We start from the raw sequence: 25,959 nt of genomic DNA on the forward strand, positions 1-25,959 counted from the left end.
CTCCCGTTTCGTCATGCATCTGTTTCAGGGCGGTATTATTGCTGTTCAAGCAGCCCCTCGGGGCGATTTTCTACAATGTCGGTATTGAAGACAACCCGGTCACGCCCGCTATATTTTGCCGTGTAGAGCGCATTGTCGGCTGTCTCGAAGACGGGCTTGCGGTTAACGGTGCCCATATCGGGCGATATCCATGTCGCCCCGATGGATATTGTCAGGCGAAGGTTCGTACCCTCGCTGGTTTCAATCGGGCTATTGCGGATAATGTCACAAATCTTCTGGGCAATTTTCGGTGTCATCTCGCGCGAGATACCCGGAATGATACAGATAAATTCCTCGCCGCCGACCCGGGCGATGATATCGTTTTCGCGTAAACGGGTTTTCAGTGTTTCGGCAACATTGATGATAACCTCGTCGCCGATCAGGTGCCCGTGCGTGTCATTGACATGTTTGAAGTGATCTATATCGCATATCAGAACCCCAAGCGGTTCCGGCACGGGTGCCCCTTCCGGGGCCAGTTCCCGATTAAGAATCTCGTCAAGCCCTCGCCGGTTCCAAAGCCCGGTCATTGGGTCAATCATGCTTTGGCGCACCGCATCGTCCAGATTCTGCAAAAGCCGTTTCTGGCTGAACTGCGCAAACCGCAGCAACAAAATCATGTCGACCAGATAGGCAAGGTCCTTGAGGTTATCGATATCGCGCTGGCTCATCTCGCGTGGTTTGTTATCGAAAATGCACAGCGTTCCGATTGGATGGCCTTCGTGATGATACACCGGCATCCCGGCATAAAAAATGATCGGCTCGTTACAAACAACCAGCGGATTGTCGCAAAAACGGTCGTCATTGCGCGCGTCATTGATCACAAAGGGTTCTGTCTGGGTAATCGCATGGCCGCAAAATGAAATGTCGCGACGGCTTTCGGTCATATTGAAATTGGCACGGGATTTGAAAATCTGCCGGTCGTGATCCAGCACCGTGATGGTTGCCGATTTCACATCGAAAACACGCCGGGCAAGGGCGGTGATCCGATCAAGCTCCGGTTCGGCATCAAAGGTTGCAATACGCATCCGGGTGATGGCGGACTGACGTTCGATCTCGTTATGCGGTATCGGTGCAAGCTTCATCCTGTTCCCCGATCTGGTTGTTGCCTTTTTAGGTGGGATGCCGGCGTCGGATTTCCAGATGGGCAGCAGGCAGATCAGTCCGTAATAATCGGATCGCCAACCCGGATTGAACCGGGTTCGATGGTACGGCACGTAACGCCACCCCGCCAATCGGGGGCAAGCGCCTTTTCAAGGCCTGCTGCCGCGTCTTCCATCCGGCTGCACGGATCGGTTTCGCCGGTGATTTCAAGGACCAGATCACCGATCCGGATGCGCGCACCGGGCGTTTGCGGCAATTTCACACCCCGCACCAGCAGGTTGGCGCGTCGCGTGGTCCAGGGCAAATCCATACGGTCAATTTCCGCGCAGGCCGCCAACCAGTCTTCTTCGGCCATAACCGTGATCTGGCGTTTGCGAAGCCTGCCGCGATAATCGCCATCAATACCAAGATCAAGGCTGACAGAAACACCATCAAGCGTTTCCATTGGCGCACGCGAACGGGCCTTGCGGGCAATACCAATCAGGGTAGCGGTCATGACAGTCTCCGGTTTTGAGCCACGAAAGCAGGGAAAACATACCTTTTCGATCAGGTTTTCCATTGCCCGGAAACGACCCAGCGACCAGCGAAGTTTTCCGGTACCAGAATGGTCTGGCGTGGGGTCGCACTGTCATCGCGTTCCGGATAATCGGTGGTGTAATGCAGGCCGCGGCTTTCATGGCGCCACAATGCCGACTGGATGATCAGCTTGGCGACAACCGACAGGTTACGCAATTCAAGCAAATCGTTGGTGACACGGAAATTACCGTAATATTCGTCGATTTCCGATAACAGCAAATCAATGCGGTGCTGCGCCCTTTGCAGGCGTTTGGTGGTTCGGACAATGCCGACAAAGTCCCACATCACGTTGCGCAACTGTTCCCAGTTATGAGCGACGATGACTTCCTCGTCGGAATCGGTGATCCCGGTTTCGTCCCAGTCCGGCAGGACCTTGAACCTGTCATCAACCGGGAGTGCTTCGACAATGTCGCGTGCCGCCGCCTCGCCAAAGACCAGGCATTCCAGAAGCGAGTTCGACGCCAGCCGGTTCGCTCCGTGAAGACCCGTGCCCGCGCATTCACCAATCGCATAAAGCCCGGTCAGATCGGTACGCCCGCGAAGATCGGTCAAAACCCCGCCGCAGGTATAATGTGCGGCCGGAACAACCGGGATTGGCTGTTTGGTCATGTCGATGCCATATGTCAGGCAGGTTTCATAAATGGTCGGGAAATGCTCGCGGATGAAATCCTCGCCCTTGTGCGTGATGTCAAGGTACACGCAATCCGCACCAAGGCGTTTCATTTCATGGTCAATCGCGCGCGCGACAATATCGCGTGGGGCCAGTTCGCCGCGTTCGTCAAACCGGTCCATGAAACGCGTCCCATCGGCCAACAGCAATTTGCCGCCTTCGCCGCGAACGGCCTCGGTAATCAGGAATGATTTAGCCTGCGGATGATACAGGCAGGTCGGATGAAACTGGCTGAATTCCATATTCATCACCCGGCAACCCGCACGCCATGCCATGGCAATACCGTCCCCCGTCGATCCATCGGGGTTGGATGTAAACCGGTAAACCTTGCTGGCACCCCCGGTGGCAAGTACCACGGTGCGCGCATTGAAAGACCGGACCTTGCCGGTATTCAGATCAAGCGCATAGGCCCCGATGCATCGGCGGCCTTCACCGCCAAGCTTGCGGTCTGTCACCAGATCAATCGCAAGGTAATTTTCAAAAATCCTTATGTTCGGATGTTTGGCGACCTCACCCTGCAAGGTGGTCTGCACCGCGCGTCCGGTGGCATCAGCGGCATGAACGATGCGGCGATGGCTATGCCCGCCTTCGCGCGTCAGGTGAAACGGCTGATCATTGCCGCCTTCCGGGTCACGGGTTAGCTGAATGCCAAGGTCATCCAGCCATTTGATGGCATTGGGCGCGTTACGCGCGACAAATTCGACGGTATCGCGTTTGCACAATCCGGCACCGGCAACCAGCGTGTCTTCGACATGGCTTTCGATGCTGTCGGCGGCATCAAGCACGGCGGCAATCCCGCCCTGCGCCCAGTTGGTTGAACCGTCATCGATCTTGCCCTTCGACAGGACAGCAACCTTGACATGCGGCGCAAGCTTGAGTGCGGTGGACAAACCGGCAGCACCACTGCCGATGACAAGCACATCATAATGGAAGGACAGATCGGTCATGATATCCCATCGCTTGTGAGGCAAGGCGACGGATGGCATCTGGCGCGGTGGCGTCATCATCCGGGGCCCGAACAGAAGCGGCAGAATAGGACTGCTTTTGGCGAAGCTCAAACATTATCGTCGTAATTTCGCCAGCAATTACATCGATATTGCACCATGCCATGCTTGCATGGTGCCGGTTTTTATCCAGATACTGGTGATGGCATTCGATCAGAAGGGGAAGGTTTGATGAACACACCGACACCATCAGGGGTACCGTCCGGGGCCGTCCATGTTGGCGGCTGCCATTGCGGCGAGGTCCGTTATGAAGTGCGTGGAAAACTGCATGACGCCAAGCTGTGTCACTGCAATCTGTGCCGCAAACTGCATGGTCATGTCAGTTCCTATGCCAGCGTCGAAAAGGATGCGCTGCATCTGATCCGCGACGAAGGGCTTCGCTGGTATCGCCTTTCCGATCAAAGCGACCGGGGTTTTTGCAAGGAATGCGGATCATCCCTGTTCTGGCGGCCGGTCCGTTCGCAGGCGATTGCGATTACGCCCGGTACACTTGATGGCGCAACCGGTATTTCCACGTCGCTTCAGATGTTTTGCAAGGACAAAGGCGATTATTACCCGCTTGATCCGGCGATCCCTGCCTATGACGGCGATGACGAGGATTGATTGACGCGCAATCAGTCCTGATCGGTCACTCCGGGGACCTTCATCCAGGTCAGTTCGTGCTTGTTATTGTATAAATGCACGACCTTCGATCCGGGAATGTCGGCAAACTGCATAATGGCGGCATAGTCGGTGTCGCCCTGCAGTTTGATGGTGCAGATGAAATTGGTTGCCATACCGGCATCCATCCACTGATTGACCAGCTGGAACAGCCGGTCCGGATAACAGATCACGTCCGAACACAGCCAGTCGATATAACCGATTTCATCGGGGTTCAGCCCGAACGCGCTTTCCTGTCGGAAATCAACACGCGGCAATTTGGCGATCTTGGGATCAAGGCGCGCCTTGTCGATGCTGATCACATCGGTGCCAAACTCATGCAAAACCCATGTCCAGCCGCCGGGGCTGCCGCCCAGATCCATTGTGCGATCGCCAACTTCAGGCCCGACACCAAGACGGGTGAAGGCTTCCCACAGTTTCAGATAGGCGCGGTTGGGCGGGGTGGTTTTGTCTTCTTCAAACTCGACCTCGCCATTTTTCCAGGGGCTTGAACAATCCATCGATGCGATGATCGTATCGGGATCGATCAATGTCCATGAACCCAGCGGCGCGGTCGGGGCCGGTTCGCCAAAAACCTGCCGTTTGGCCGACACATGCGGCAGGTTGGCTTCGATCAGTTTCGCGCGCGAAAAATGGTCAAACTTGAACATCGCCCAGTTGCGCTGATTGAATTTCAGGATTTTGGCCGCCCCCTTGATCGATGGGATCGCCATCCGGATCGGGTTGCGCCAGACATTCTGCGCCCAGAAAACGCGCCGTTCCGGGCCGGGCGCAAACATCAGCCGGTCATGGCTTTCGATCACGTCGCCAAGTTCGGCGCGCAACTGATCTTCAAAGCCGACAGGGGCAAGATAACCGGTCGCATCCATCGGTTCGATGACCGCATCGATACCGTCGGGGATGTCAAAAGTCCGGGTGGTGTGTGTCTGATCGTTTTTCATGGGCCGCTTTTACGCTGATTTCGCCCAATAAAAAAGCGGGAAAGCCGCATAACAGCTTTCCCGCAATGTCAGATGATCCAGCGAGAGATCAGAATTTGTCTGCCTGCACCAGACCGTCGATCAAAAGCACCTTGGTGGCATCGCCCTTGATGCCGAAATCGTTGTCATTGATCAGGGCCAGCGCACCATCACCCATAATCGCAAGACCTTCGATCTTTGTCGGGGCCATAGGGTAATCGGCACTGTCGAAACGAAGTGTTTTGGCAACTGCCTTCAGGTCAAGCTTTGACAGGTCGTTTTCCTGTTCAAGCGACGGGCTGGTCGACATCTCGTCCCAGCGAGATGCCAGAATGTTCGACGCACCATCGAGTTTGACTTCATGCAGTTTGGTGGTGCCATCGGTCCGTTCCAGAACCAGCAGGCGGTCATCGCCAAGGCCAAGGACCTCGGAGATGCGCGGTGCATTCTGTTTGTCGGACGGATCGTTGCGGAAGGTCTGCGGATCATCAAGCTGATAGATATATTCGCCCGCAAGCTCGCCATTTATGCGGTCATAGACAAACAGACGGGTATTCTTGGCGGTTTTGTAAGCATCGGCATTCGGGTTGGCCAGCGGGTTCTGAACCATGAAATACAGTTTGCTTTCATCGGGCGATACGGCCATCGATTCAATACCGCGATTGGTCTGGCGGGTCACAAGGATCGCCGGAAGATCGCCGGTGATCTTATAGGCCGCACCTTCGAAATCCTTTCCCGAGCCGGCTGGAACGATACGTTCATTGACCGTGCCGTCGGCGGCAACATGCAGGATCGACGGACCGTTTTCTTCACCGATCCAGTACGAACCATCCGACAGGCGAATGATGCCTTCGGCGTCAATTGCCGACACCGACTGTGCCAGTTCCTTGCCATTGGCATCGACCGGCTTTTCGGTTTTGGCAACCGACAGCTTGTTGGTCAAACCGGTCAGGGGCACGCCATTCTGGTCCTTAAGCGCGATAACGTCCTTGACGTCAAAGCTGCCGTCATCATTCAGGAAGATGGTATAGATCGACGGCGAATAATCCGGGGTCGGATAGACGCGAACCTTGCGGCCCTGGCACACGACATCTTTGGAAACGCCAAGCACGTCCTGAACGTCATCGCAAACAAAGTTCGGGCCACGGTCGGAAACGGCATAGAACATATTGGCGGGATCACCGGGACGGCGATAGGCCCCTGAACCGAAACCAACCGTCAGGTCGCGTGCCTTGCCGCCATCCACCATGACGGTCGACAGATTGTTAATCGCACTTTTGGTTTCGAAAACCTTGGCCTCGCCCGCCATTGCCGTTGTTGCAAGAAGCATGGCCGCAATACCGGCAAAACCGGCTGCAATCGTCCGTTTCATGGTGTGATCCCCATCGAGTAACCCATACGAAGAAACGCCCGAACCCGGCATATGCATCGGTTCAGGCGCAAGTGATGAGGATCACATTAGAATTTTACTGTGACAGTTTGTTTGCGGTTGCGGGTCGTTTCCGTGAAACAACAGAAAGTCGTAACCTATCGCCGTAAACCGGCGGGCTGTTTACCAGAAATCCTCGCGCCGGACGGTAAAGGTTTCCGCTACACTGGCATATTCGTGATAGCCAAGCCGTGCGAGGGGCTCGAACAAAGTCACATCGACCATGCCGTCGCGAATGATCGCTTCATCGATATGCAGGCCGACGACGGTGCCGATCACCATGGCGTTTTTGCTTTGCGGGTTGGGGCCGGGCAGATCGACAATCTGGAACACCTTGCATTCCATATGGATGGGGACTCCCTTGATCCGGTGCGCGGCCACCGTTTGGCCCGGTTCCTTGGTCAAGCCGGCATATTCAAACTCGTCTTCGCCCGGTGGCAGCGGGGCGGAACAGAAATTGATTTCGCGCAGCATCGCACGCGGGGCGACGGCGGCAATGAACTCGCCGGTTTCACGGGCATTGTTCAGGCTGTCAATCGATCCGCCGGATGCAAACATGACCATTGGCGGATTACCACAGACCGCATTGAAAAATGAATAGGGGGCAAGATTGGCGTGCCCGTGTTTATCGACCGTCGAAATCCAGCCAATCGGACGCGGGGCCACACAGGCCTTGAACGGATCATGCGGCAGATTATGCGGCGTTTTGCCCGGTTCATAAAACATGGCGGTTCCCGGTAAAGTGCGTTTATCCCCATCATATGGAGCGTTACAGCGAATGGATCACGTGAATTGTCGCATTATGCGCCAACTCAGATTCTCGTAGACTGAAGGGTCGCAACAGTAATGTCATTCGCAGACCCTCTCAGACAAGGCTCTTGTGGAATTTGTCCAGAAAAACCCGAAGCTTGGGCAGGACCTGCCGCCGCGACGGGAATACGGCCCAGATCGCAAGATCGCGCGGCGATGCACCCTCGATTGGTATCGGAACAAGACTGCCGTTCTCAACCTCGTCCTTTACATCCCATGCAGAAAGCTGAGCCAATCCGAGGCCCGAGACGCACGCGGACAGGAAACCATCGACAGAGCTTGAGGAGAAGCGGCTTTTTACCCGTACCGAGCGTTCCTTGCCATCAACGAGGAATTGCCAATGGGTGAAGTTGGAAAAAGTAAGGCACTCATGGTGCTCCAGATCCTCGATCGTTCGGGGTGTTCCATGCTTTTCAATATAGGCCGGTGCGGCATAAATAAGCTTTGGATTAGAAACGATTCGTCGTGCGATAAGCCCGGAATCCTTGAGTGGGGCTATCCTGATTGCGAGGTCCACACCCGATGCGACGATATCGACGATAGCATCGTTCAGATCGAGTTCGATCATCAGTCCCGGATTCTCGTCGAGCAGTTCCTCGATGATTGGCATGATCCTTTTGCGGCCAAGCGTCACGGGGGCAGTAACCCTTAGCAACCCTGTCGCCCCGCCTCTGGTCGGGTTAAGCGTCGCTCGCGCGGCTTCCTGTGTATCAATGATTGCCGTGGCGAAAGGCATGAAAACCTCCCCCTCGGGCGTCAGTGCAAGGGATCGCGAGGTCCGGTGAAGCAGGCGAACACCCAATTCCTCCTCCAGTGCTGCCAGACGTCTGGTTGCGGACATCGGCGTCAGTCTGAGATGCTTGGCCGCCTCGGAAAGACTGCCCGTGCGCACCGCGCTTAGGAATACTTCAAGGCCTTGGGGATTCATGCCTATCATAACGAAATGTGTTATTGTAGTTAACAATATGCGTACATTGAAACAAATATCGTGATTTCATATGTTTTGTCCATAGCAAACCATATGAGGCAACTATGGAAAACGATCCTCTTTTCAAACCTCTCCGGCTCGGTGCTTTGAAGCTGAAGCATCGCGTCGTCATGCCGCCGTTGACCCGCATGCGTTCAAAGCAACCGGGTAACATTCCTTACGCGCTTAATGCCGTATATTACGGCCAGCGGGCCAGTGACGGCGGGCTTCTGATCACCGAAGCAACCGACATCAATCCGCAGGCCCATGGCTACAATTGGGTTCCGGGTGTCTACACCCCCGAACAGATCGAAGGCTGGAAGGCCGTCACCGCAGCGGTTCATGCAAAAGGCGGCATGATCGTCAATCAAATCTGGCATGTCGGTCGCGTGTCCCACACATCGCTCCAGCCTGACGGAATACTACCGGTTGCCCCTTCGGCAATCCCGGCCACGGGTCAGATTTATACATCTGAGGGCCAACAGGTTCCCTTCGAGACGCCGCGCGCCCTGGAGCTTGCCGAGATTGATGCAATCAGGGCCGATTTCGTTCAGGCAGCCCTGAATGCCAGGGCTGCCGGTTTCGATGCGGTCGAGATCCACGGAGCAAACGGCTATCTGATTGACCAGTTTCTCCACGATGCGAGCAACAAGCGTACCGATCAATATGGCGGTCCGATTGAGAATCGCGCCCGGTTCCTTTACGAGGTCGTCGATGCGGTTACAGCCGTCATCGGTGCAGATCGCGTTGGTGTGCGTCTATCGCCATGGTCCAATCTGCTTGGCATGGAAGATAGCGATGGTGTCGCCCTTTGGGAGTCTGTCATCGCCGGGTTAGGTAAACGCAATCTGGCCTATCTTCACCTTATCGAGCCTCGCGCAGATTTCACGGATGATGAAAGTCCGCTCGACATGGATGCACCGGACGTTGCGTCAATGTTCAAAAAGACGTTCGGTGGCCCGATCATTTCTGCCGGCGGATTTCAGCCGTCAACGGCACGTGCTGCCATCGCGTCCGGGAACTCGGATGCTGTGGCCTTCGGTCGCCCGTTCATTGCCAATCCGGATCTGCCGGAACGGCTTCGTCGTCATGCGCCGCTAAACCAGCCTGTTCGCGATACCTTTTATGGTGGTGGGGCAGAGGGATATACCGATTACCCTACGCTTGACCAGGTGGCCGCAGAATAGCCATGCAAGACGTCCGTTCAGCCGCCTTCAAGTTTTTGGGGGTGGCTGAACCCGGCAGCTTTTATATGCATTCATTCAAATGCCGGTTCTATTTCCCCGGGGCATAATCATCGCTGCGCACGGTTTCCGGCCGTTCCGAAAGATGCAGGCGGGTTTGCTGCAACGGGGTTTCGGCGATGATGTTAGCGCGCCGGATGACATAAAGCCGGTTGGCGCGAAGGCGGATGGCCTCGATCGTATCGCGGGCCTGCAACACGACGAAATCGGCATTGTTACCAACCGCAATCCCGTATCCCTCAAGCCCCATGATTTTTGCCGGTTCGGTTGTCACCGCGTCAAAACATGCCCGGATATCATCGCGCGACGTCATCTGCGCGACATGCAGCCCCATTGATGCGACTTCAAGCATATCGCCCGATCCCATCGAATACCACGGGTCCATCACGCAATCATGGCCAAACGCCACGGTAAGCCCCGCCTTGCGCAATTCCGGCACGCGCGTCATGCCGCGACGCTTGGGATAGGTATCGTGACGCCCCTGAAGCGTGATGTTGATCAATGGGTTGGCAATCGCGCTGACCTCGGCCTCGGTCATCAGGGCGATCAGTTTCGAGACGTAATAATTATCCATCGAATGCATCGATGTCAGATGCGATCCGGCAACGCGCCCCTGAAGGCCAAGGCGCTGCGTTTCATAAGCCAGCATTTCGATATGACGCGACAGTGGGTCATCGGTTTCATCGCAATGCATATCAACCCGAAGGCCGCGTTTGGCTGCCATTTCGCAAAGTTCGGTAATGCTTTGCGCGCCGTCTGCCATGGTGCGTTCGAAATGGGGGATGCCGCCGACAACATCAACGCCTTTATCGAGTGCGCGAATGACATTCTGCTTTGCCGTTGGGCTGCGCAGATAACCGTCCTGCGGAAACGCCACCAATTGCAGGTCGATATAGGGTGCGACCTGTTTTTTGACCTCAAGCAACGCATCGACCGCAAGCAGACGGTCATCGCAGACATCAACATGCGTTCGGATGGCAAGCAAGCCCTTCGATACCGCCAGATCGCAGTAACGAAGGGCGCGTCCAATCACCGCCTCGATGGTCAAAATCGGCTTAAGTTCCCCCCAAAGCGCGATGCCTTCCAGCAACGTACCCGACTCATTCATCCTTGGCAGGCCCAGCGACAGGGTGGCATCCATGTGGAAATGGCTATCGACAAATGGCGGGCTGACCAGCATTCCGTCGCAATCGATTTCCTCGCCCGCCAGGATCGGCAATTTCGGCCCGATTTCGATGATTTTGCCATCCTTGCAGGCGATATCAACACCGGTGCGACCATCGGGCAGATTGGCGTTTTTCAGGATCAGATCGGCTTGCATGGCGGCGTCCTTCGGTAATGGGATATTTTAATCATCAGGCTATTTGTTTCGGGGCGAAAATCAACGCTGTCCCTTGAACCACGGCACCAGCAATGCCTTGGGATAATCGGCCTTGCGCGCGACAATGATCAGGGCGGCAATCGACAGTAAATAGGGCATCATCAGGAAAACCTGCGATGGTAGAAATGCGCCGACCTCGGTTTGCAGGCGGACCTGAAACGCATCAAACGCACCAAACAGCAACGCCCCCAGCAATGCCTTGCCCGGTCGCCAGCTTGCAAACACGGTTAACGCAATACAAACCCAGCCACGGCCATTGATCATGCCAAAGAAAAACGCATCAAACGCCGACATGGTCAGAAACGCGCCGCCCAGCGCCATCAGGCTCGACCCGGCAACCACGGCCCCGATGCGCAGCGCATAAACCGATAACCCTTGCGCCTCGACCGAGGACGGATTATCGCCAACCGCCCGGATCGCAAGGCCAAGCGGGGTACGATACAAAACCCAGCCTGTGACAAACACCATGATAAGCGCCAGCATGGTAAGGGCCGTTTGCGAAAACAGCGCCGGGCCGATAAACGGCAAATCCGACAGGATCGGAATATCAAGTGGCTGGAACGGAATGATCCGTGGCGGCGACGACACATCGGGCAATGCCGTGCGATAGGTGAAATATGACAGGCTGGTCGCCAGCAACGTCACCCCGATCCCCGACACATGCTGCGACAGGCCAAGCGGCACGGTCAGGATCGCGTGGATCAGGCCGAAAAAACCACCGGCCAAGGCGGCAACTAGAACGCCACCCCACAATCCGGCACCCAGCCAGACCGCCATCCATCCCGCCATGGCACCGGCGGTGAAAATCCCCTCGATGCCAAGGTTAAGAACACCAGCGCGTTCACAAATCAGCGCGCCCAGCACCCCGAAAATCAGCGGGGTGGCAATACGAAGCGCTGCGGCCCAGAAATTCGTGGTCAAAAGGATATCGATGATTTCCATGGTCTTTCCCCTTAACCCGCCGATTTTTGGCGTTCGAAATGGACCTTGAACCGGGTCAGAAAACCGCCGATCAAAACGCACAGCAACGCCATCGCGACAATCAGATCGGCCAGATAGCTTGAAACGCCAATTGCGCGGCTCATGGAATCTGCACCAACAAAAACCGATGCTACAAACAATGCTGATATAATAACACCAATGGGTGACAGCCGGGCCAGCATGGCAACGACAATCCCGGCATAGCCATAACCCGGTGACAGATCGGTCGCGAGGTAACCCCGCGTTCCCGCCACTTCCGATACACCGGCAAGTCCGGCCAAACCGCCCGACAGCATCGCGACCAGGACCATGGTCTTGGTCACCGAAATACCGGAAAATTTTGCTGCGGCGGCATTTTCACCGACCGCACGGATTTCAAATCCCCAGACGGTGCGGTTGACAAAAATCGCCAGCGCCACGGCGCAAATCAGCGCGATCACCAGCCCCAGATGCACCCGCATCCGTTCGATCAGCGGGGGTAAAATGGCGCTATCAATCACCGGTTCGGATTGCGGCCACCCCATCGACATCGGGTCTTTAAGTGCCCCTTCCAGCATCATCTGCACAAACAGAATGACGATGAAATTCAAAAGCAGGGTGGTCACCACCTCGTCCACACCCAACCGCGTTTTCAAAAGCGTTGGCCCGATCAGCATCACCGCCCCGGCGACTGCCCCGGCGATCAGGACAACGGGGATCATGATATAGCCTGGCCCGTCAATGACCCCCGATCCGCTGGCAACAGCGGCCATCGCCCCCATATACAGCTGTCCCTCGGCCCCGATATTCCAAAGCTTGGCGCGAAACGCGATGGCGGCCGCCAATCCGGTCAGGATCAGCGGGGTGGCACGCGTCAGCATTTCCGAAATCGAAAACATCGATCCGAACGCGCCGCTTATCATCAGGCCATAGGCGTTTATGATCGGTGCTCCGGCAAGGGCAAGCGGGATCGCCGCCAGAAGAATGGCGATAATTGCCGCCATGACGGGTACGCCATAAACCATGATTGCGGATGGATTGGTACGGGGTTCAAACCGAATCACGCCGGGTCTCCTGATCTTGGGGCATTCTCGTCGGTTTTTGTGCTGGGCTTGGTACTGGGCTCAAAATGATCAGTCCCGAAATCGGCATCGCTTTTTTTCTGTCCGGCCATCATGAGGCCAAGCCCGGACCGGTCGATATCATTTGCCGCAATCGCCGATGAAATATGACCGGCATGGATCACCGCAATCTGATCGGACAGGGTCAGAAGTTCATCCAGATCTTCGGATATCAGTACCACGGCTGCCCCGCCCTCGCGCGCCTCAAGAAGCCGTCTGTGGACTTCGGATTGCGCCCCGACGTCAAGCCCGCGCGATGGCTGATTGGCAAGGATCAGTTTTGGTGATTTTTCCAGTACACGCGCAAGGATAAGTTTTTGAATATTTCCGCCAGATAGCAGGCGTGCCGGGGCATCCGGACCTGGGCAACGCACGTCGTAATCGGCAATTGCATGCTCGGCACGCTTGCGGATTGCGTCGAAGTCAAGGAAGCCGAACTTCTGATAATCACGGGACCGGACATCTTCGATGGCGATGTTTTCCGCCACCGTCATAGACCCTACCATGCCGTCATGATGGCGGTCTTCGGGGATGCGCGCGATGCCGTTCTGGGCGAACTGATGAGCATCGAATTTCGTGATTTTTTCACCAAAAATCTCGACGGAACCACCATCGGGTCGATCCAGCCCGGCAATCAGTTGCGCCAACGCAGCCTGCCCGTTGCCCGATACCCCGGCAATGCCAAGAATTTCGCCTTCGCGCACCAAAAGGTTCACCCCATGAAGGGACCGCCTGGCATCGCCACGATCAATCGTGACATCCCGAAGCTCGATGACCGGCTGGCCCGGTGCGCGTTGGCTTCGGCGGCTTACGGGGACATCGCGGCCAACCATCAATTCGGCAATCGAACTTCGGTCGGCCTGATCGGTTGTCATTTCGCCGACCTTTTTACCGCCACGCAGAATCGCAATACGATGGGAAACTGCCAGAACCTCGGCCAGTTTATGGGCAATTATAATGACCGAAAGTCCCGTCGCGGCAAGCTGGCGAAGGGTGGCAAAAAGGCTGTCTGCTTCCTGCGGGGTCAGAACCGCAGTTGGTTCATCAAGCACCAGCAAACGGGCATCGCGATAAAGAGCCTTGAGGATTTCAACGCGCTGCTTTTCGCCGACGGTCAGTTTATGAACCGGCTGATCCAGATCGACATTAAGACCTGATCCCGCCATCAGTTTCGCCAGCTTGGCCCGCGCCCTGGAGCGGTCGCGGCGCAGGCGGAAAATCGGCTCTGTACCAAGGACGATATTATCAAGGCCGCTTAGATTTTCGGCCAGCGTGAAATGCTGATGAACCATGCCGATCCCGGCATCAAGGGCTGCCTGCGGTGCACCGGGTTCAAGCGGGGCCAAGATACCATCCGCCCCCGCGACCATAACGGTTCCCGTATCTGCGACATAATGACCAAACAGGATATTCATCAGGGTGGTTTTGCCCGCACCGTTTTCGCCAAGCAGGGCAACGATTTCGCCCTTGTGGACGTCAAGGTCGATGGCGTCATTGGCGATCAGGGGGCCGAATTTCTTGGTGATTGCAGCCAGTTGCAGCAGCAATTTCGGGGACGTTTCCAAAGATGGGTTGGCAGCAGATGACATCCGGCTGATCCGTTAATTTTTATGTGTCACGCCTTGGCCGTATCGCGATAGCGGCGGGGGTGTTCCGCAAAAACGAAAGGCAGTCCGATGTTTAAACCGGACTGCCCGCAAAGTGGAAGAAATCTTACATGGAAGATTTCGGTTCTTCGTCATTCACCTTGACGGTAAAGCTGCCATCAAGAATTTCAGCCTGCTTGGCTTCAACTTCGGCAACAGTACCTTCGGGCAGAAGGGCACCATCCAGAACGACGGTGCCACCACCCGGTGCCATATAGCTGAACTTGCCGTAATCTTCGGCCTTGAATTCTCCCGCTTTGACAGCAGAAATAGCGTGATCAACGGTGGGTTCCATGTGCCACAGCGCCGAACCCAGAATGGTTCCCGGATAGTCGGCTGCGGTATCGATCACGTTGCCAACTGCCAGAACGCCGCGTTCCTTGGCGGCATCCGAAACGCCAAAGCGTTCGGCATACATGATATCCGCGCCTTTATCGATCATCGCAAATGCGGCTTCTTTGGCCTTGGGCGGGTCGTACCAGCTATTGATGAAGGTCACGGTGAATTCGACATCCGGATTGACCGATTTGGCACCTTCCATGAAGGCATTCATCAGGCGGTTGACTTCCGGAATGGCAAAACCACCCACCATGCCGATCTTGTTCGATTTGGTCGCCTTGCCAGCTGCCATGCCGACCAGATAGCTCGGTTCATGGATATAGTTGTCAAAGACCGAGAAATTGTCGCCTTCGGGGCCGAAGCTCGAACCCATCAGAAACGCGGTTTCGGGATAATCGGCGGCAACCTTGCGGGCCGCGCGTTCGACACCGAAAACCTCGCCCAGAATAAGGGCCGAGCCATTTTCGGCATATTCACGCATTACGCGCTCATAGTCGGTATTGGCGACGTTTTCGGAAAATTCATAGGTGATGTCGCCGCGTTCCTGGGCCGCATTCAGCGCCTTGTGGATACGTGAAACCCACTGCTGTTCGACCGGAACAGTGTAAATCGCCGAAACCTTGATCGGGTCGGCGGCCATTGCCGGTGCGCCAAGGCCAAAAGATACCATCGCGGCAGCGGCGGCCATTGCCGACACCATTGCGCGACGGGAAAGACGGAAATTGCCAGACTTCATGATGTCCCCCTGATGGTTAATAGCAAAAGATGGAATTCTGATTTTTCTGCGTAATTGCTGTGCAGATTGTATACATGATTAAGGGAAGGGCAATTACTGTCTTGTCCAAATGGTCAATTTTCCCCTTCTTTGGGGTGATGTCGCACACACTTGGGCCATGTCGGGTGGAACAAATCCTGCGGTTCTTGCGGCAGAGTGGTTAAGATAGTCTAAACAACTGAAATTCCTTCGAAAGTGATGCGACTCCTTGAAAATTTTCGGAGTCTATTAACTTTTTGCGGTGATGCTTCCCTCAAGAAATATGGGGGAACCTGGAACGCATCATGACAAAAAAGACATCCTTACCACTTGATCAGGTTATGGTTGGGGACTGCATCGAACTGATGAACAGCCTGCCGGAAAAGTCGGTCGATCTGATTTTCGCCGATCCGCCCTATAACCTGCAGCTGGGTGGTGATCTGCTGCGCCCTAATAATTCCAAGGTCGATGCAGTTGACGATCACTGGGACCAGTTTGACAGTTTCCGTCACTATGATGATTTTACCCGCGACTGGCTGACCGCCGCGCGCCGTGTCCTCAAGGATACCGGGGCGATCTGGGTAATTGGGTCGTATCACAACATTTATCGTGTCGGCACGGTGATGCAGGATATCGGTTACTGGATCCTGAACGATATCGTGTGGCGCAAAACCAACCCGATGCCGAATTTCCGCGGCAAACGTTTCTGCAATGCGCATGAAACCCTGCTGTGGTGTTCGAAAAATGCCGAGCAAAAGGCGATCACGTTCAATTATGAAGCGATGAAGCAGCTTAACGAGGGATTACAGATGCGGTCCGATTGGTTGCTGCCGATCTGTTCCGGGTCCGAGCGTCTGAAGAATGAAAAGGGCAAAAAGGTCCATCCGACCCAGAAACCCGAAGCATTGTTGCAGCGGGTTTTGCTGGCGACGACCCGTCAGGGTGATGTCGTGCTTGATCCGTTCTTTGGCACCGGTACCACCGGTGCGGCAGCGCGCCGTCTTGGCCGTCACTTCATCGGGCTTGAGCGCGAAGAAGAATATGCCAAGGCTGCGAAGGAACGTATTGGCAAGGTTCAGATGCTGGATGGCGAGAGCCTTGAAATGACGGAGTCGAAGCGATCACTTCCGCGTATTCCATTTGGCGCGGTCATCGAACGCGGTCTTCTGGCACCGGGCGACAAGATTTATGACAACCGCGGCAATGTTGCAGCGCTTGTTCGTGCCGATGGCTCAATCAGTCACAAGGACAATGCCGGTTCGATCCATCAGATCGGGGCCCATGTTCAGGGTGCACAGGCTTGTAATGGCTGGACTTACTGGCATTACAAGTGTGATGGACGGCTGGTTGTGATCGACAATCTGCGCAGTCAGCTTCGCAAGGAAATGGGACAGGTTTCCGCCTGATTTCGTGCGGTGCAGCATGCAAAAACAGATATGAGCCAGAAGGCCGGGATGGTTGGAAAACCTTCCGGCCTTTTGCATTTGGTGGCAATTCTTGCTATATCTTGGGTCTTGGAATTATCCGTAAGGATAGATGGAGAGCCCCATGCAGGTTGGCGCAACAGGTAGTGCCGCTTATGCACCGAACCCGGTCCAGATCCAGCAGGCAACTGCGCCGATCGCGGAAACTGGTAGTAACGATCTTCAATCGCCGCAGGACCAGCGGGTCGAGCAGGTCCCGGAAACCGAGACGTCACAGCAATCCGCCCCGCCCAGCAGTACGGGCCGTGGGCAGGTTATCGATATCTACGCCTGAACGGTCGAATAAAGATTCGAAAGGCCCGCGCCTTAATGGCAGCGGGCCTTTTTTGTTTAGATGGATTGATTGAACCCGGATCAGCGGTATTTCAGCGCGTGCCGCACGATTTTTTTCATCACTGTCGGCAGGGCAAATTCCGATAGTCCGTCAATTGTTGTCCAACTGCCATCAAGCTTTGCGGCATCGCTTTCAGATATGTTGGTGGCAAGAATCGTCACATCGAGATGGAAATGGGTGAAAGTGTGTCCGACAGTACCATCCAGTTCCGTCCAGTTGGCTTTGATCGGGGCTTCGGACAGCATCACATCGTCCGGGGCACCAATCGCGCGCCAGTCACTGCCCGGCACTTCGTAAAGACCACCCAGCAGTCCCTTTTCCGGGCGACGCCGGACAAGAATCTGGCCGTCATCGCGCTGTATCCAGAAGGCATAACCGACCCGGGTTGGTTTGGCGGGTTTTTTGCGTTTTCTGGGCAGTTCCGGGGCGATGCCCGATTTGCGGCCTTCGCAGGATGTCTGCCACGGACAAATGCCGCATGCCGGATTACGCGGCGTGCAGATGGTTGCCCCCAAATCCATCAGCGCCTGTGCGTAGTCACCCGGCCGGTCCGACGGCGTCAGGGCTGCCGACTTTTCCTTGATTTCGGTTTTTACGTCGGGCAACGGGGTTTCAAGCGCAAACAGTCGGGAAATCACACGTTCGATATTGCCATCGACCGGGCTTGAATGGCGGTTAAAGGCGATTGCCGCAACGGCGGCCGCCGTATAGGGACCGATGCCTGGCAGCTTTAGAAGGCCTTCTTCGGTATCGGGGAACCGACCGTCATATTCATCGGCAACCACCTTGGCGCATTTATGCAGGTTGCGCGCGCGTGCGTAATATCCCAGGCCTTGCCAGGCATGCAGAACTTCGTCGAGGTCGGCATTGGCAAGGTCAATTACGGTCGGCCAGCGTTGCAGGAAGGCGGCAAAATAGGGACCGACCGTAATTACGGTGGTCTGTTGTAGCATGATTTCGCTTAGCCAGACGCGGTAAGGATCCTGTGCGTCGCCCGGTTCGGCCCGCCATGGAAGGGTGCGATGATGACGGTCGTACCAGTCCAGCATGGTCCGACCGAGGTGATGGATTTCGTCGTTGGTGAAATGCACGGCGTTCCCGTGTTATGTTGCGGGTATGAAAACGGGTAATTACGTTTAGGTTCTGAGCAGACCCTACGAAAGAAGCGGGCGTGAGCAAGCAAAAAGATATGACCGATACGCCGACACATAGCACGTCCGATCAGCGTGCCGATATGGTTGCGGCAAAAAATGTGGTCAAAAAGAAACAGAAAATTACCCCGATGGGCAATTCGGAACGCCGCATGGGCCTGCGCAATATCGCCGCCATGGTTGGCAATCTGACACGTCCGCTGGTCCGCAAACGCGGTTTCTTTCAGGCCGAAATCATTTTGCACTGGGCGGAAATTGTCGGTCGTGACCTTGAACAATTCACCATGCCGGTCAAATACAACCCGCCGCGGGGTGAGAATGCCGGGGGTGGCACGCTTGTAATCCGGGTGACGGGGCCGGTGGCGATTGAATTGCAGCACCGCATGCCGCAGATCATTGACCGGGTGAATACCTATTTCGGGTATCGCGCGGTGGAACGCATCAAAATGATGCAGGGCGATATTTCCCGCCCGGAGCGCAAGGTCAAACGGCCGGAGAATGTGCCCGAAGGCCCGATCCGCGAAACCAGCGAGATCGATATCGCCAAAATCGAAGACCCGCATCTGCGCGAAGTGCTGACCCGGCTTGGGCGCCGCATTTCGGGGGATGTTCATGCCCGGGGACAACCGGGGCAGAAGAAATAGGCGGTGAAATTGCGTTCCAAATCACGTGTAAGTCATTTGCCAATCAGTGGCCCAAAGCTTTATTCCGGTGCGGGCTGGATCGAATCATTTTCCCATAATGTTTGATCACGGAGTTGCCGCATTTCCAAACGATGTTGGCGACTCGTTGGCACATTAGCGCTTTTGGGGGGCGTGTTGACTCCCGCGCTGCAACAGGCTTGTAATCACAAAATATTGTTTTAACGGAGGTTTCCTTGCTGAAGGCAGTTAAGTTTTTTGCGGTCGCATTCGCGTTTGCGATCGGTATTGTCGGGGCGCAGCAGGCCAAGGCTGTGGAATATAAGGAACATGTGCTTGGTAATCCGGATGCGCCAGTGACGATCATTGAATATGCGTCGCTGACCTGTCCGCATTGTGCCGCGTTCCACAATGAAACCCTGCCGGAAATCAAGAAGTCGCTGATTGATACCGGCAAGGCAAAGCTGATCTTCCGCGATTATCCGCTGGATGGCGTTGCGGTTCGTGCGGCTGCTGTTGCGCAGTGTGCCGGTGATGACCGTTATTTCGGGGTTCTGGGCATGCTGTTCAAATCGCAGATGACCTGGGCGCGCGCCGCAGATCCGATTGACGGGATCAAACAGGTGGTTCGTTTTGCCGGTATGGATGGCGATGCGATTGATGCCTGCATGGCGGACGAGGCCCTGATCGACGGGATCGTTGCATCGCGCATGCGCGGTGAGCAGGAATTCAAGGTCAATTCAACGCCGAGCTTCGTGATTGATGGCGAAACCTTTGCCGGTTCGCGCGATCTGAAATTCTTCGAAGACAAGGTCGAAGAACTGACCGATTGATAATGACGATTTTGCCGGATGCCGCCAATGCGGTATCCGGCACTCAGGGGAAGAAGGACGGACCGGGGGCATGATTGGTCCAGTTTAAATCGCTACGGCTGACGGGATTCAAATCCTTCGTCGATTCAACCGAATTATTGGTGGAAGACGGGCTGACAGGTGTTGTCGGCCCGAATGGCTGTGGCAAATCCAATCTTGTTGAAGCCCTGCGCTGGGTCATGGGGGAAACCTCGGCCAAGCAGATGCGTGGCTCCGACATGTCCGACGTTATTTTTGGCGGGACATCGTCGCGTCCCGCGCGCAACGTGGCCGAGGTCACGGTCGTACTGGACAATGCGGAACGCAAGGCCCCTGCGATGTTCAACGATTACGAAACGCTTGAGGTCGTGCGACGTATCGAACGTAGTGGTGGTTCGAATTACAAGGTGAACGGCAAGGATGTCCGGGCGCGTGACGTCCAGTTGTTGTTTGCCGATGCCGCAACCGGGGCGCGGTCAAACGCCATGGTGTCGCAGGGCAAGATTGGGGCGCTTATCGGGGCGAAGCCAAGCCAGCGCCGACTTGTTCTGGAAGAAGCCGCCGGGATCACCGGCCTGCATTCGCGCCGTCATGAAGCCGAACTTCGACTTAAAAACGCCGAACAGAATATGGAACGTCTCGAAGACGTTCTGGTCACACTTGATAGCCAGATCGCGTCCCTGCAAAAGCAGGCGCGACAGGCCGAACGATATCGCAAACTTTCCGACAGTATTCGACAGACTGAGGCGCTGCTGTTTCACATCCGCTGGACCGATGCCGAAAAACGGCAGGCAGACGCCCGCGAATTGCTGGTGCTGGGTGAAAGTGCGGTGCGTGACCTGACCGGTCAGGTGACAGAGGCAACCACCATTCAGGCCCATATTGCGGCAAGCCTTCCTGATCTTCGCAAAAAGGAAAGCGATGCGGCGGCAGCCTTGCAGCGCATGCTGATCGAACGCGAAGGGCTGGACAAGGACAAGGCCCAGATCGAAACCCAGATGTCGCAGCTTCGTGCGCGCATCCAGCAGATTGATGCCGACCTTGCGCGTGAAGCGGAATTGGCAAGCGACGCTGAAGGGGCCCTGAACAAGCTTAAAAATGAACGCGAAGAACTGCGAGAAGCGCAGGGCGGCGAGGATGACGAGCTTGACGAGGCAAAGGAACGCGCTGTCGCGCAGGCTGCGAGGGTCGAAACGCTGGAAGGGCAGGTTGACGAACTGACCAATCGGGCTGCGGCCGAGGAAGCCCGCCTTAAAAGCGTTCAGCAGCGACTAAGCGAACTTTCCGCCCGTCGGTCGCGTTTAACGGAACGCTACGACGAGGCGGTTGCCCGCCTTGATGACATCCGGGTTGAAGCCGATTTTACTGACGCGCTTGAAGAAGCCGGTCTGGCGCTTGAGGAATGCGAGGAACTTTGCGAGCAGCGCAAGCTTGCCATCGAAGATGCCGAAATGCGTCTTGCCGAATTGCGCGACCGCGAAGACAGCCTGAAAACGGCCGAAACCGCATCGCGCGATGCTTTGCGTGATGTCGAAAGCCGCAAGGCACGGCTTGTGGCCGAAATCGAAGCGCTTGAAAGTCTGGTCAAGGGGAATGCAGATCAGCAATTCCCGGCAGTGATCGAAAAGCTTTCGGTGACCAGCGGTCTTGAAATGGCGATGGCCGCGGCACTTGGCGAAGACCTTGACGCGCCTGATGCCGAAGATGCGCCGATGCACTGGTCGGCAGTTGATCCGGGTGCGGATGACCCGGCCCTGCCCGAGGGGGTTCAGGCGCTGGCAAAATTTGTTGAAGGTCCGGCATTGCTGAACCGCCGTCTTTGGCAGATCGGGGTTGTTGATGACGAGGCAACCGGTAACTGGCTGGCCAAGACGTTGAAAACCGGGCAGCGGTTGGTGTCGCGCGAAGGTGCGCTTTGGCGTTGGGACGGGTATCGGATCAAGGTTGGCGCGGAACTTCCGGCAGCGGCACGTTTGCGGCAGCGCAATAGACTTGAAGCGTTGCGCCTTGAGCTTGAGGAAGTCGACGAAGCGGTCGAGCTTGCAGCGGAAAAGGCCGATACAGCGCGCGAAAATGTTGAACGCCTTGAAGAAGATGTTGAAGCCGCGCGCAACGGCGAACAGGAAGCTCACCGCGCCCTTCGCGAGGCCGAGGGATCTTTGGCCCGCGCGCGTGAAGAAATCGCCAATATCAAACGTGACGCCAGTGCCATTGAAGGCCGCCTGCAAAACGCCGAAGAAGCCGAAAAGCGCGCCAAGCAGGATCTGGACGAACTGATCGCCGAGCAGGAAGAGCTTGCCGCAACGCCAGAGGAATCAAGCGAAGGCCTGATGGAAATCAAGGCCGAACTGATTGAAAAGCGTGCCGAGCTTTCGGATGCGCGTGCCGATCAGATGGAAGCGCGCAGCCAGCTTGAACGGATGCAGCGTGACGCCTCTGGCCGTCGCAAGCGACTTGAATTTGTCGAAAGCGAAATCGCATCCTGGAATGATCGCGCCTCGGGGGCGGGCGAGCGCGTTGCGCAGCTTCGCGAGCGTCAGGAAGAAGCGCGCATGGAGATCGAGGAGCTTGAGCTTAAGCCCGACGAGATCGAAGAACGTCGGGCGATCCTTTCGGACCGGATAGAGATTGCCGATCAGGCACGCAAGGACGCGGCGGATGAGTTGGCGCGTGCGGAAAACGCGCAGCGTGAAGCTGATCACAACCTGAAAGAAGCCGAGCAGAAACTGGCCGAGGCCCGCGAAGGCCGGGTGCGGTGCGAGGCGCTTCTGGAACAGGCGGAACAACATCGCCGTGATTTGATCGAGCGCATTCGCGAACGGGTTAATGCCACCCCCGATCAGCTTGTCGAACTGGCCGAGATTGACCAAACCAGGGAATTGCCATCCGAAGACGATATCGAAGCCCGTTTGCAACGTCAGTCGCGCGAACGCGAGAACCTTGGCGCGGTCAACCTGCGCGCCGAGGTCGAACTGGCCGAGATGGAAGAACAGAAAGACACGCTGGTTTCCGAACGCGACGACCTGATTGCGGCTATTGATAAATTGCGCAACGGCATTAACCAGCTGAACCGCGAAGCCCGAAATCGCCTGAAAGCGGCATTTGACGAGGTGGACAAGCATTTCCAGCAGTTATTTGTGAGGCTGTTTGGCGGTGGCGGCGCACATCTGATGCTGACTGATGCGGATGATCCGCTAGAAGCCGGGCTTGAGATTATGGCCTCCCCGCCGGGCAAGAAATTGCAGCACCTTTCATTGTTGTCGGGTGGTGAGCAGGCATTGACTGCGGTTGCATTGCTATTTGCGGTGTTCCTGACCAATCCGGCACCGATCTGCGTGCTTGACGAAGTTGACGCGCCGCTTGACGATGCCAACGTAGACCGGTTCTGTAAATTGCTTGAAGCGATTGGTCGTCACGCCAATACGCGCTTCCTTGTGATTACCCACCATCGCATGACCATGGCCCGCATGAACCGCCTGTTTGGTGTGACCATGGCGGAACGCGGTGTTTCCTCGCTGGTGTCGGTCGATTTGCGCCAGGCCGAGGTCTATTCCCAGAAAGAGCAAAAAGAGCTCGATTTCACCAACTGATCATTTTTCCCGTATTGGGGTTTCGTTAAGCTCTGTCTTTGGGTTAAGAGGGAGCCATGGTGAGACACTCCAACCGGGAAAAGTGTGCAGAATGTCCAAAGAAGTCCGTGCGTTATACGAACAGTTTCCTTATCCGATGCGCGATCCGCAGGAGGAAAGGAACCGGTTGCTGATGCCGCCGATGGATACCCTTTCCCGGGTCAATCATTATGGGTTTGGTGGCCGCAAAAAGATCGATGCAGGTTTCCGTGCGCTTGTTGCTGGCGGCGGGACCGGGGACAGTTTGATCTGGCTGGCGGAACAATTACGCGAATGCGGCGGGCAGGTTACCTATCTGGAACCATCAAGTGCCAGCACCAGGGTGGCGCGTGCGCGCGCCGAGGCCCGCGGGTTGACCAATGTTACCTATGTAAATGCAACGATTGGCGAGTTTGCGGCGACTAAACCGGAAAAGTTCGATTACATCAATTGTGCCGGTGTGCTGCATCACCTTGAAGTGCCTGAAGAAGGACTTCGTGACCTTGCCAGCCTTCTTGCCGATGATGGTTGCATCGGTGCGATGTTGTACGGGGAGCATGGCCGTCTTGCCGTGACCGAGTGGCGCAAGATGGTTGCACCGCTTCTGCCGGGCAAGACCCTTGATGAACAGCTTGCCATGACCCGCAGCCTGCTTTCGGCCCTTTCGGAGGGGAATATGCTGCTTAAAATGGGCGGTGGTCCGGGCTTTATCAAAGGATTGCTTGAAAACGATCCCGAGATCGTCGATCTGCTGTTGCATCCGGTCGAGTGTGCCTATGACGTGCACGGGGTTTATGATTTTGCCGCCTCGGCCGGGCTTGAGGTTGCTGCCTTTACCGGCTTTTTCGGTTTTGGCGGCACGGGAAAGGCGCATTACAGCATTGAAAACCATGTTGCGGACCCGAAAATCCTGCGGGATTTGATGGCTTTGCCGCTTCGCGACCAGCAGGCGTTTTGTGAACGGTATAGCGGGGCTATGCCGCTGCATGCCTTTTATCTGACGCGCCCGGATATGCTACATGCGAGAGTTTCTGCAATGCCGGATCGCGATCTGTGTCCGTATTTCTTTGTCGCGCCGGATGACAGTTTCTTTGACGATCTTCTGGCATATGCCGGAAAGCCGATTGTTCTTGTGGACGGAACGGGGAATGCGGTTGACTTGACGGGTGGGCCCGATCTGGCGAAGCTTCTGGCGCTGTTTGACGGCAAGACATCCTTTGGGGATATTTCGGCCCGGTTGCGTGATGAAATTCTGCATAAACAGCCGATCGACATGAACTCTATTGCCGACAATACGCTGGCTGCGGTCTGGGCGCTGTTTCACAAGTTTGACTGGATGCTGGCATCGTCATCCGCAAGCGGTTGGCAGCAGCATGACGAACAGCGTCGCCTGTCGATTCTTGCGCCGAAGTGATCGTTTGTCAGCGGTTCGCTGAAATGGTGTCGAGCGGGTTTACGATGAATCGGTCCTGCCGATTGATGGCGGGTTGGTGCCGGTATGATGCCGCCCGGGAGGATATTGCGCCTGAACCGCATGGCAAAAGGCGTAAATCGATAAAAAGCGATTGAATTCACACTCTTTACACAGACGGGCAATTCTGCGGTTCTGCAGGGCAAGAACCAAGGGAAACCGCCGGTTGCACACTGGCATATACCGCGATCCGGGGTAAAAGCGGGTGCGACTATCGCCTAACGTCAAATGTGAATGATCGCACATCTCGACTATAAAATCTTTATAAAACAAATAGTTAAATGCAATTCGATCCCTCCGGCAGGGCGGGGTTTTACGGCTTGACAGCCTATGGGGCGCTAAGTATGTTGCCCGCGCATTTCCTTGCGACGTTTGCGAGGCTGCCACAGCGGGGTTCACGACAATGAGCGATGATAAAGATCGCGCTTCATTAGCAGAGCTTGAAAGCAAGTTGGTAGCGGTCACAAGCAAGCGCGAAGAAAAGCACAGCCCGAACCGGGCGACTGGCAAACCATCCCAGGGGATGGCGTTAGGAATGAGAATTTCGGCGGAAATGATCGCTGCTGTTCTTGTTGGTCTATTGATTGGCTGGGCGCTGGATCGGGTGCTTGATACGACGCCCTGGTTACTTGTTCTGTTTGTATTTCTCGGAGCAGGTGCCGGTGGTCTTAACGCTTATCGGGTGGCCAAGGGTTTCGACAGTGCTGTCGGGCTTGGGCGCGCGATGGGGGAGCGCAAGCAGGGGGACAAGGATTAGCC

At 55.9% G+C, this 25,959-nt stretch carries 22 protein-coding genes; 9 read left to right on the top strand and 13 right to left on the bottom strand.

What is annotated here, in order from left to right; genetic code table 11:
- Positions 1-35 precede the first annotated feature (35 nt).
- From LG297_RS02020 to nadB, 3 genes are all read right to left on the bottom strand, one after another.
- Entirely contained in the window at positions 36-1,121 is a 1,086-nt protein-coding gene (locus tag LG297_RS02020) for a diguanylate cyclase (RefSeq protein WP_404424616.1), read from the bottom strand.
- 74 nt (positions 1,122-1,195) lie between these two features.
- Complete coding sequence (locus tag LG297_RS02025; RefSeq protein ID WP_404424618.1) at positions 1,196-1,636, bottom strand: MOSC domain-containing protein; 441 nt, start codon at positions 1,634-1,636, stop codon at positions 1,196-1,198.
- Positions 1,637-1,686: 50 nt separating this feature from the next.
- Positions 1,687-3,333 carry an L-aspartate oxidase gene (gene nadB / locus LG297_RS02030; RefSeq protein ID WP_404424620.1) on the bottom strand — a complete coding sequence of 549 codons (1,647 nt, stop codon included), beginning with the start codon at positions 3,331-3,333 and terminating at the stop codon, positions 1,687-1,689.
- A gap of 228 nt (positions 3,334-3,561) precedes the next feature.
- On the opposite strand from nadB, the gene LG297_RS02035 reads away from it, so the two are divergent.
- Positions 3,562-3,993, top strand: coding sequence for a GFA family protein (locus LG297_RS02035; RefSeq protein ID WP_404424622.1), 432 nt, complete (start codon positions 3,562-3,564; stop codon positions 3,991-3,993).
- An 11-nt stretch (positions 3,994-4,004) separates the two neighbouring features.
- Here LG297_RS02035 and LG297_RS02040 read toward each other — a convergent pair whose 3' ends face one another.
- The 4 genes from LG297_RS02040 to LG297_RS02055 all read right to left on the bottom strand — a co-directional run bounded on the left by LG297_RS02040 (position 4,005) and on the right by LG297_RS02055 (position 8,176).
- Positions 4,005-4,991, bottom strand: a complete 987-nt coding sequence (locus tag LG297_RS02040; RefSeq protein WP_404424624.1) for an SAM-dependent methyltransferase — start codon at positions 4,989-4,991, stop codon at positions 4,005-4,007.
- 88 nt (positions 4,992-5,079) lie between these two features.
- A complete protein-coding gene (locus LG297_RS02045) occupies positions 5,080-6,381 on the bottom strand; it encodes an esterase-like activity of phytase family protein (RefSeq protein ID WP_404424626.1) in 1,302 nt (433 codons plus the stop codon).
- A 180-nt stretch (positions 6,382-6,561) separates the two neighbouring features.
- A complete protein-coding gene (locus tag LG297_RS02050; RefSeq protein WP_404424628.1) occupies positions 6,562-7,164 on the bottom strand; it encodes a flavin reductase family protein in 603 nt (200 codons plus the stop codon).
- Positions 7,165-7,303: 139 nt separating this feature from the next.
- Positions 7,304-8,176, bottom strand: coding sequence for a LysR family transcriptional regulator (locus LG297_RS02055; protein ID WP_404424630.1), 873 nt, complete (start codon positions 8,174-8,176; stop codon positions 7,304-7,306).
- Positions 8,177-8,280: 104 nt separating this feature from the next.
- Between LG297_RS02055 and LG297_RS02060 the strand changes: the two genes are divergently transcribed.
- Entirely contained in the window at positions 8,281-9,402 is a 1,122-nt protein-coding gene (locus LG297_RS02060) for an alkene reductase (protein WP_404424632.1), read from the top strand.
- Positions 9,403-9,490: 88 nt separating this feature from the next.
- On the opposite strand, the gene LG297_RS02065 is transcribed toward LG297_RS02060, so the two are convergent.
- From LG297_RS02065 to LG297_RS02085, 5 genes are all read right to left on the bottom strand, one after another.
- On the bottom strand, positions 9,491-10,780 hold the full coding sequence (locus LG297_RS02065; RefSeq protein WP_404424634.1) for an amidohydrolase family protein: 1,290 nt from the start codon (positions 10,778-10,780) through the stop codon (positions 9,491-9,493).
- Between the two features lie 60 nt (positions 10,781-10,840).
- Positions 10,841-11,782: an ABC transporter permease gene (locus LG297_RS02070; RefSeq protein ID WP_404424636.1), complete on the bottom strand. Its 942-nt coding sequence runs from the start codon at positions 11,780-11,782 to the stop codon at positions 10,841-10,843.
- An 11-nt stretch (positions 11,783-11,793) separates the two neighbouring features.
- A complete protein-coding gene (locus LG297_RS02075; RefSeq protein ID WP_404424638.1) occupies positions 11,794-12,864 on the bottom strand; it encodes an ABC transporter permease in 1,071 nt (356 codons plus the stop codon).
- A complete protein-coding gene (locus LG297_RS02080; protein ID WP_404424640.1) occupies positions 12,861-14,510 on the bottom strand; it encodes an ABC transporter ATP-binding protein in 1,650 nt (549 codons plus the stop codon). Before LG297_RS02080 ends, LG297_RS02075 begins: the two co-directional genes overlap by 4 nt.
- A 124-nt stretch (positions 14,511-14,634) precedes the next feature.
- Positions 14,635-15,642, bottom strand: coding sequence for a BMP family protein (locus LG297_RS02085; RefSeq protein WP_404424642.1), 1,008 nt, complete (start codon positions 15,640-15,642; stop codon positions 14,635-14,637).
- A gap of 323 nt (positions 15,643-15,965) precedes the next feature.
- Here LG297_RS02085 and LG297_RS02090 point away from each other — a divergent pair, with 323 nt between their 5' ends.
- Both LG297_RS02090 and LG297_RS02095 read left to right on the top strand, forming a co-directional pair.
- Complete coding sequence (locus tag LG297_RS02090; RefSeq protein WP_404424644.1) at positions 15,966-17,066, top strand: site-specific DNA-methyltransferase; 1,101 nt, start codon at positions 15,966-15,968, stop codon at positions 17,064-17,066.
- A 142-nt stretch (positions 17,067-17,208) separates the two neighbouring features.
- Complete coding sequence (locus tag LG297_RS02095) at positions 17,209-17,418, top strand: hypothetical protein (protein ID WP_404424646.1); 210 nt, start codon at positions 17,209-17,211, stop codon at positions 17,416-17,418.
- Positions 17,419-17,498: 80 nt separating this feature from the next.
- Here LG297_RS02095 and mutY read toward each other — a convergent pair whose 3' ends face one another.
- Complete coding sequence (gene mutY / locus LG297_RS02100) at positions 17,499-18,569, bottom strand: A/G-specific adenine glycosylase (protein ID WP_404424648.1); 1,071 nt, start codon at positions 18,567-18,569, stop codon at positions 17,499-17,501.
- 80 nt (positions 18,570-18,649) lie between these two features.
- Here mutY and LG297_RS02105 point away from each other — a divergent pair, with 80 nt between their 5' ends.
- The 5 genes from LG297_RS02105 (at position 18,650) to LG297_RS02125 (ending at position 25,957) form a co-directional block, all read left to right on the top strand.
- Complete coding sequence (locus tag LG297_RS02105) at positions 18,650-19,273, top strand: DUF721 domain-containing protein (RefSeq protein ID WP_404424650.1); 624 nt, start codon at positions 18,650-18,652, stop codon at positions 19,271-19,273.
- A gap of 233 nt (positions 19,274-19,506) precedes the next feature.
- Positions 19,507-20,103 (top strand): thioredoxin domain-containing protein, encoded by a 597-nt coding sequence (locus LG297_RS02110; protein WP_404424652.1) that lies wholly within the window; start codon positions 19,507-19,509, stop codon positions 20,101-20,103.
- A 74-nt stretch (positions 20,104-20,177) separates the two neighbouring features.
- Positions 20,178-23,711 carry a chromosome segregation protein SMC gene (gene smc / locus LG297_RS02115; RefSeq protein ID WP_404424654.1) on the top strand — a complete coding sequence of 1,178 codons (3,534 nt, stop codon included), beginning with the start codon at positions 20,178-20,180 and terminating at the stop codon, positions 23,709-23,711.
- A 91-nt stretch (positions 23,712-23,802) separates the two neighbouring features.
- Positions 23,803-25,143, top strand: coding sequence for a class I SAM-dependent methyltransferase (locus LG297_RS02120; protein ID WP_404424656.1), 1,341 nt, complete (start codon positions 23,803-23,805; stop codon positions 25,141-25,143).
- A 460-nt stretch (positions 25,144-25,603) separates the two neighbouring features.
- On the top strand, positions 25,604-25,957 hold the full coding sequence (locus LG297_RS02125; protein WP_404424658.1) for an AtpZ/AtpI family protein: 354 nt from the start codon (positions 25,604-25,606) through the stop codon (positions 25,955-25,957).
- Positions 25,958-25,959 lie beyond the last annotated feature (2 nt).

This window comes from Thalassospira australica, assembly GCF_044790785.1.
Lineage (GTDB): Bacteria > Pseudomonadota > Alphaproteobacteria > Rhodospirillales > Thalassospiraceae > Thalassospira > Thalassospira australica_A.

What these genes read in the sequence shown, in the direction of transcription:
- nadB (WP_404424620.1), bottom strand. Translation starts at nt 3,333, where the DNA reads ATGACCGATCTGTCCTTCCATTATGATGTGCTTGTCATCGGCAGTGGT.
- LG297_RS02070 (WP_404424636.1), bottom strand. Translation starts at nt 11,782, where the DNA reads ATGGAAATCATCGATATCCTTTTGACCACGAATTTCTGGGCCGCAGCG.
- LG297_RS02055 (WP_404424630.1), bottom strand. Translation starts at nt 8,176, where the DNA reads ATGAATCCCCAAGGCCTTGAAGTATTCCTAAGCGCGGTGCGCACGGGC.
- LG297_RS02025 (WP_404424618.1), bottom strand. Translation starts at nt 1,636, where the DNA reads ATGACCGCTACCCTGATTGGTATTGCCCGCAAGGCCCGTTCGCGTGCG.
- LG297_RS02085 (WP_404424642.1), bottom strand. Translation starts at nt 15,642, where the DNA reads ATGAAGTCTGGCAATTTCCGTCTTTCCCGTCGCGCAATGGTGTCGGCA.
- LG297_RS02060 (WP_404424632.1), top strand. Translation starts at nt 8,281, where the DNA reads ATGGAAAACGATCCTCTTTTCAAACCTCTCCGGCTCGGTGCTTTGAAG.
- LG297_RS02090 (WP_404424644.1), top strand. Translation starts at nt 15,966, where the DNA reads ATGACAAAAAAGACATCCTTACCACTTGATCAGGTTATGGTTGGGGAC.
- LG297_RS02120 (WP_404424656.1), top strand. Translation starts at nt 23,803, where the DNA reads ATGTCCAAAGAAGTCCGTGCGTTATACGAACAGTTTCCTTATCCGATG.
- LG297_RS02045 (WP_404424626.1), bottom strand. Translation starts at nt 6,381, where the DNA reads ATGAAACGGACGATTGCAGCCGGTTTTGCCGGTATTGCGGCCATGCTT.
- LG297_RS02095 (WP_404424646.1), top strand. Translation starts at nt 17,209, where the DNA reads ATGCAGGTTGGCGCAACAGGTAGTGCCGCTTATGCACCGAACCCGGTC.
- LG297_RS02040 (WP_404424624.1), bottom strand. Translation starts at nt 4,991, where the DNA reads ATGAAAAACGATCAGACACACACCACCCGGACTTTTGACATCCCCGAC.
- LG297_RS02050 (WP_404424628.1), bottom strand. Translation starts at nt 7,164, where the DNA reads ATGTTTTATGAACCGGGCAAAACGCCGCATAATCTGCCGCATGATCCG.
- LG297_RS02080 (WP_404424640.1), bottom strand. Translation starts at nt 14,510, where the DNA reads ATGTCATCTGCTGCCAACCCATCTTTGGAAACGTCCCCGAAATTGCTG.
- LG297_RS02020 (WP_404424616.1), bottom strand. Translation starts at nt 1,121, where the DNA reads ATGAAGCTTGCACCGATACCGCATAACGAGATCGAACGTCAGTCCGCC.
- LG297_RS02125 (WP_404424658.1), top strand. Translation starts at nt 25,604, where the DNA reads ATGAGCGATGATAAAGATCGCGCTTCATTAGCAGAGCTTGAAAGCAAG.
- LG297_RS02065 (WP_404424634.1), bottom strand. Translation starts at nt 10,780, where the DNA reads ATGCAAGCCGATCTGATCCTGAAAAACGCCAATCTGCCCGATGGTCGC.
- LG297_RS02035 (WP_404424622.1), top strand. Translation starts at nt 3,562, where the DNA reads ATGAACACACCGACACCATCAGGGGTACCGTCCGGGGCCGTCCATGTT.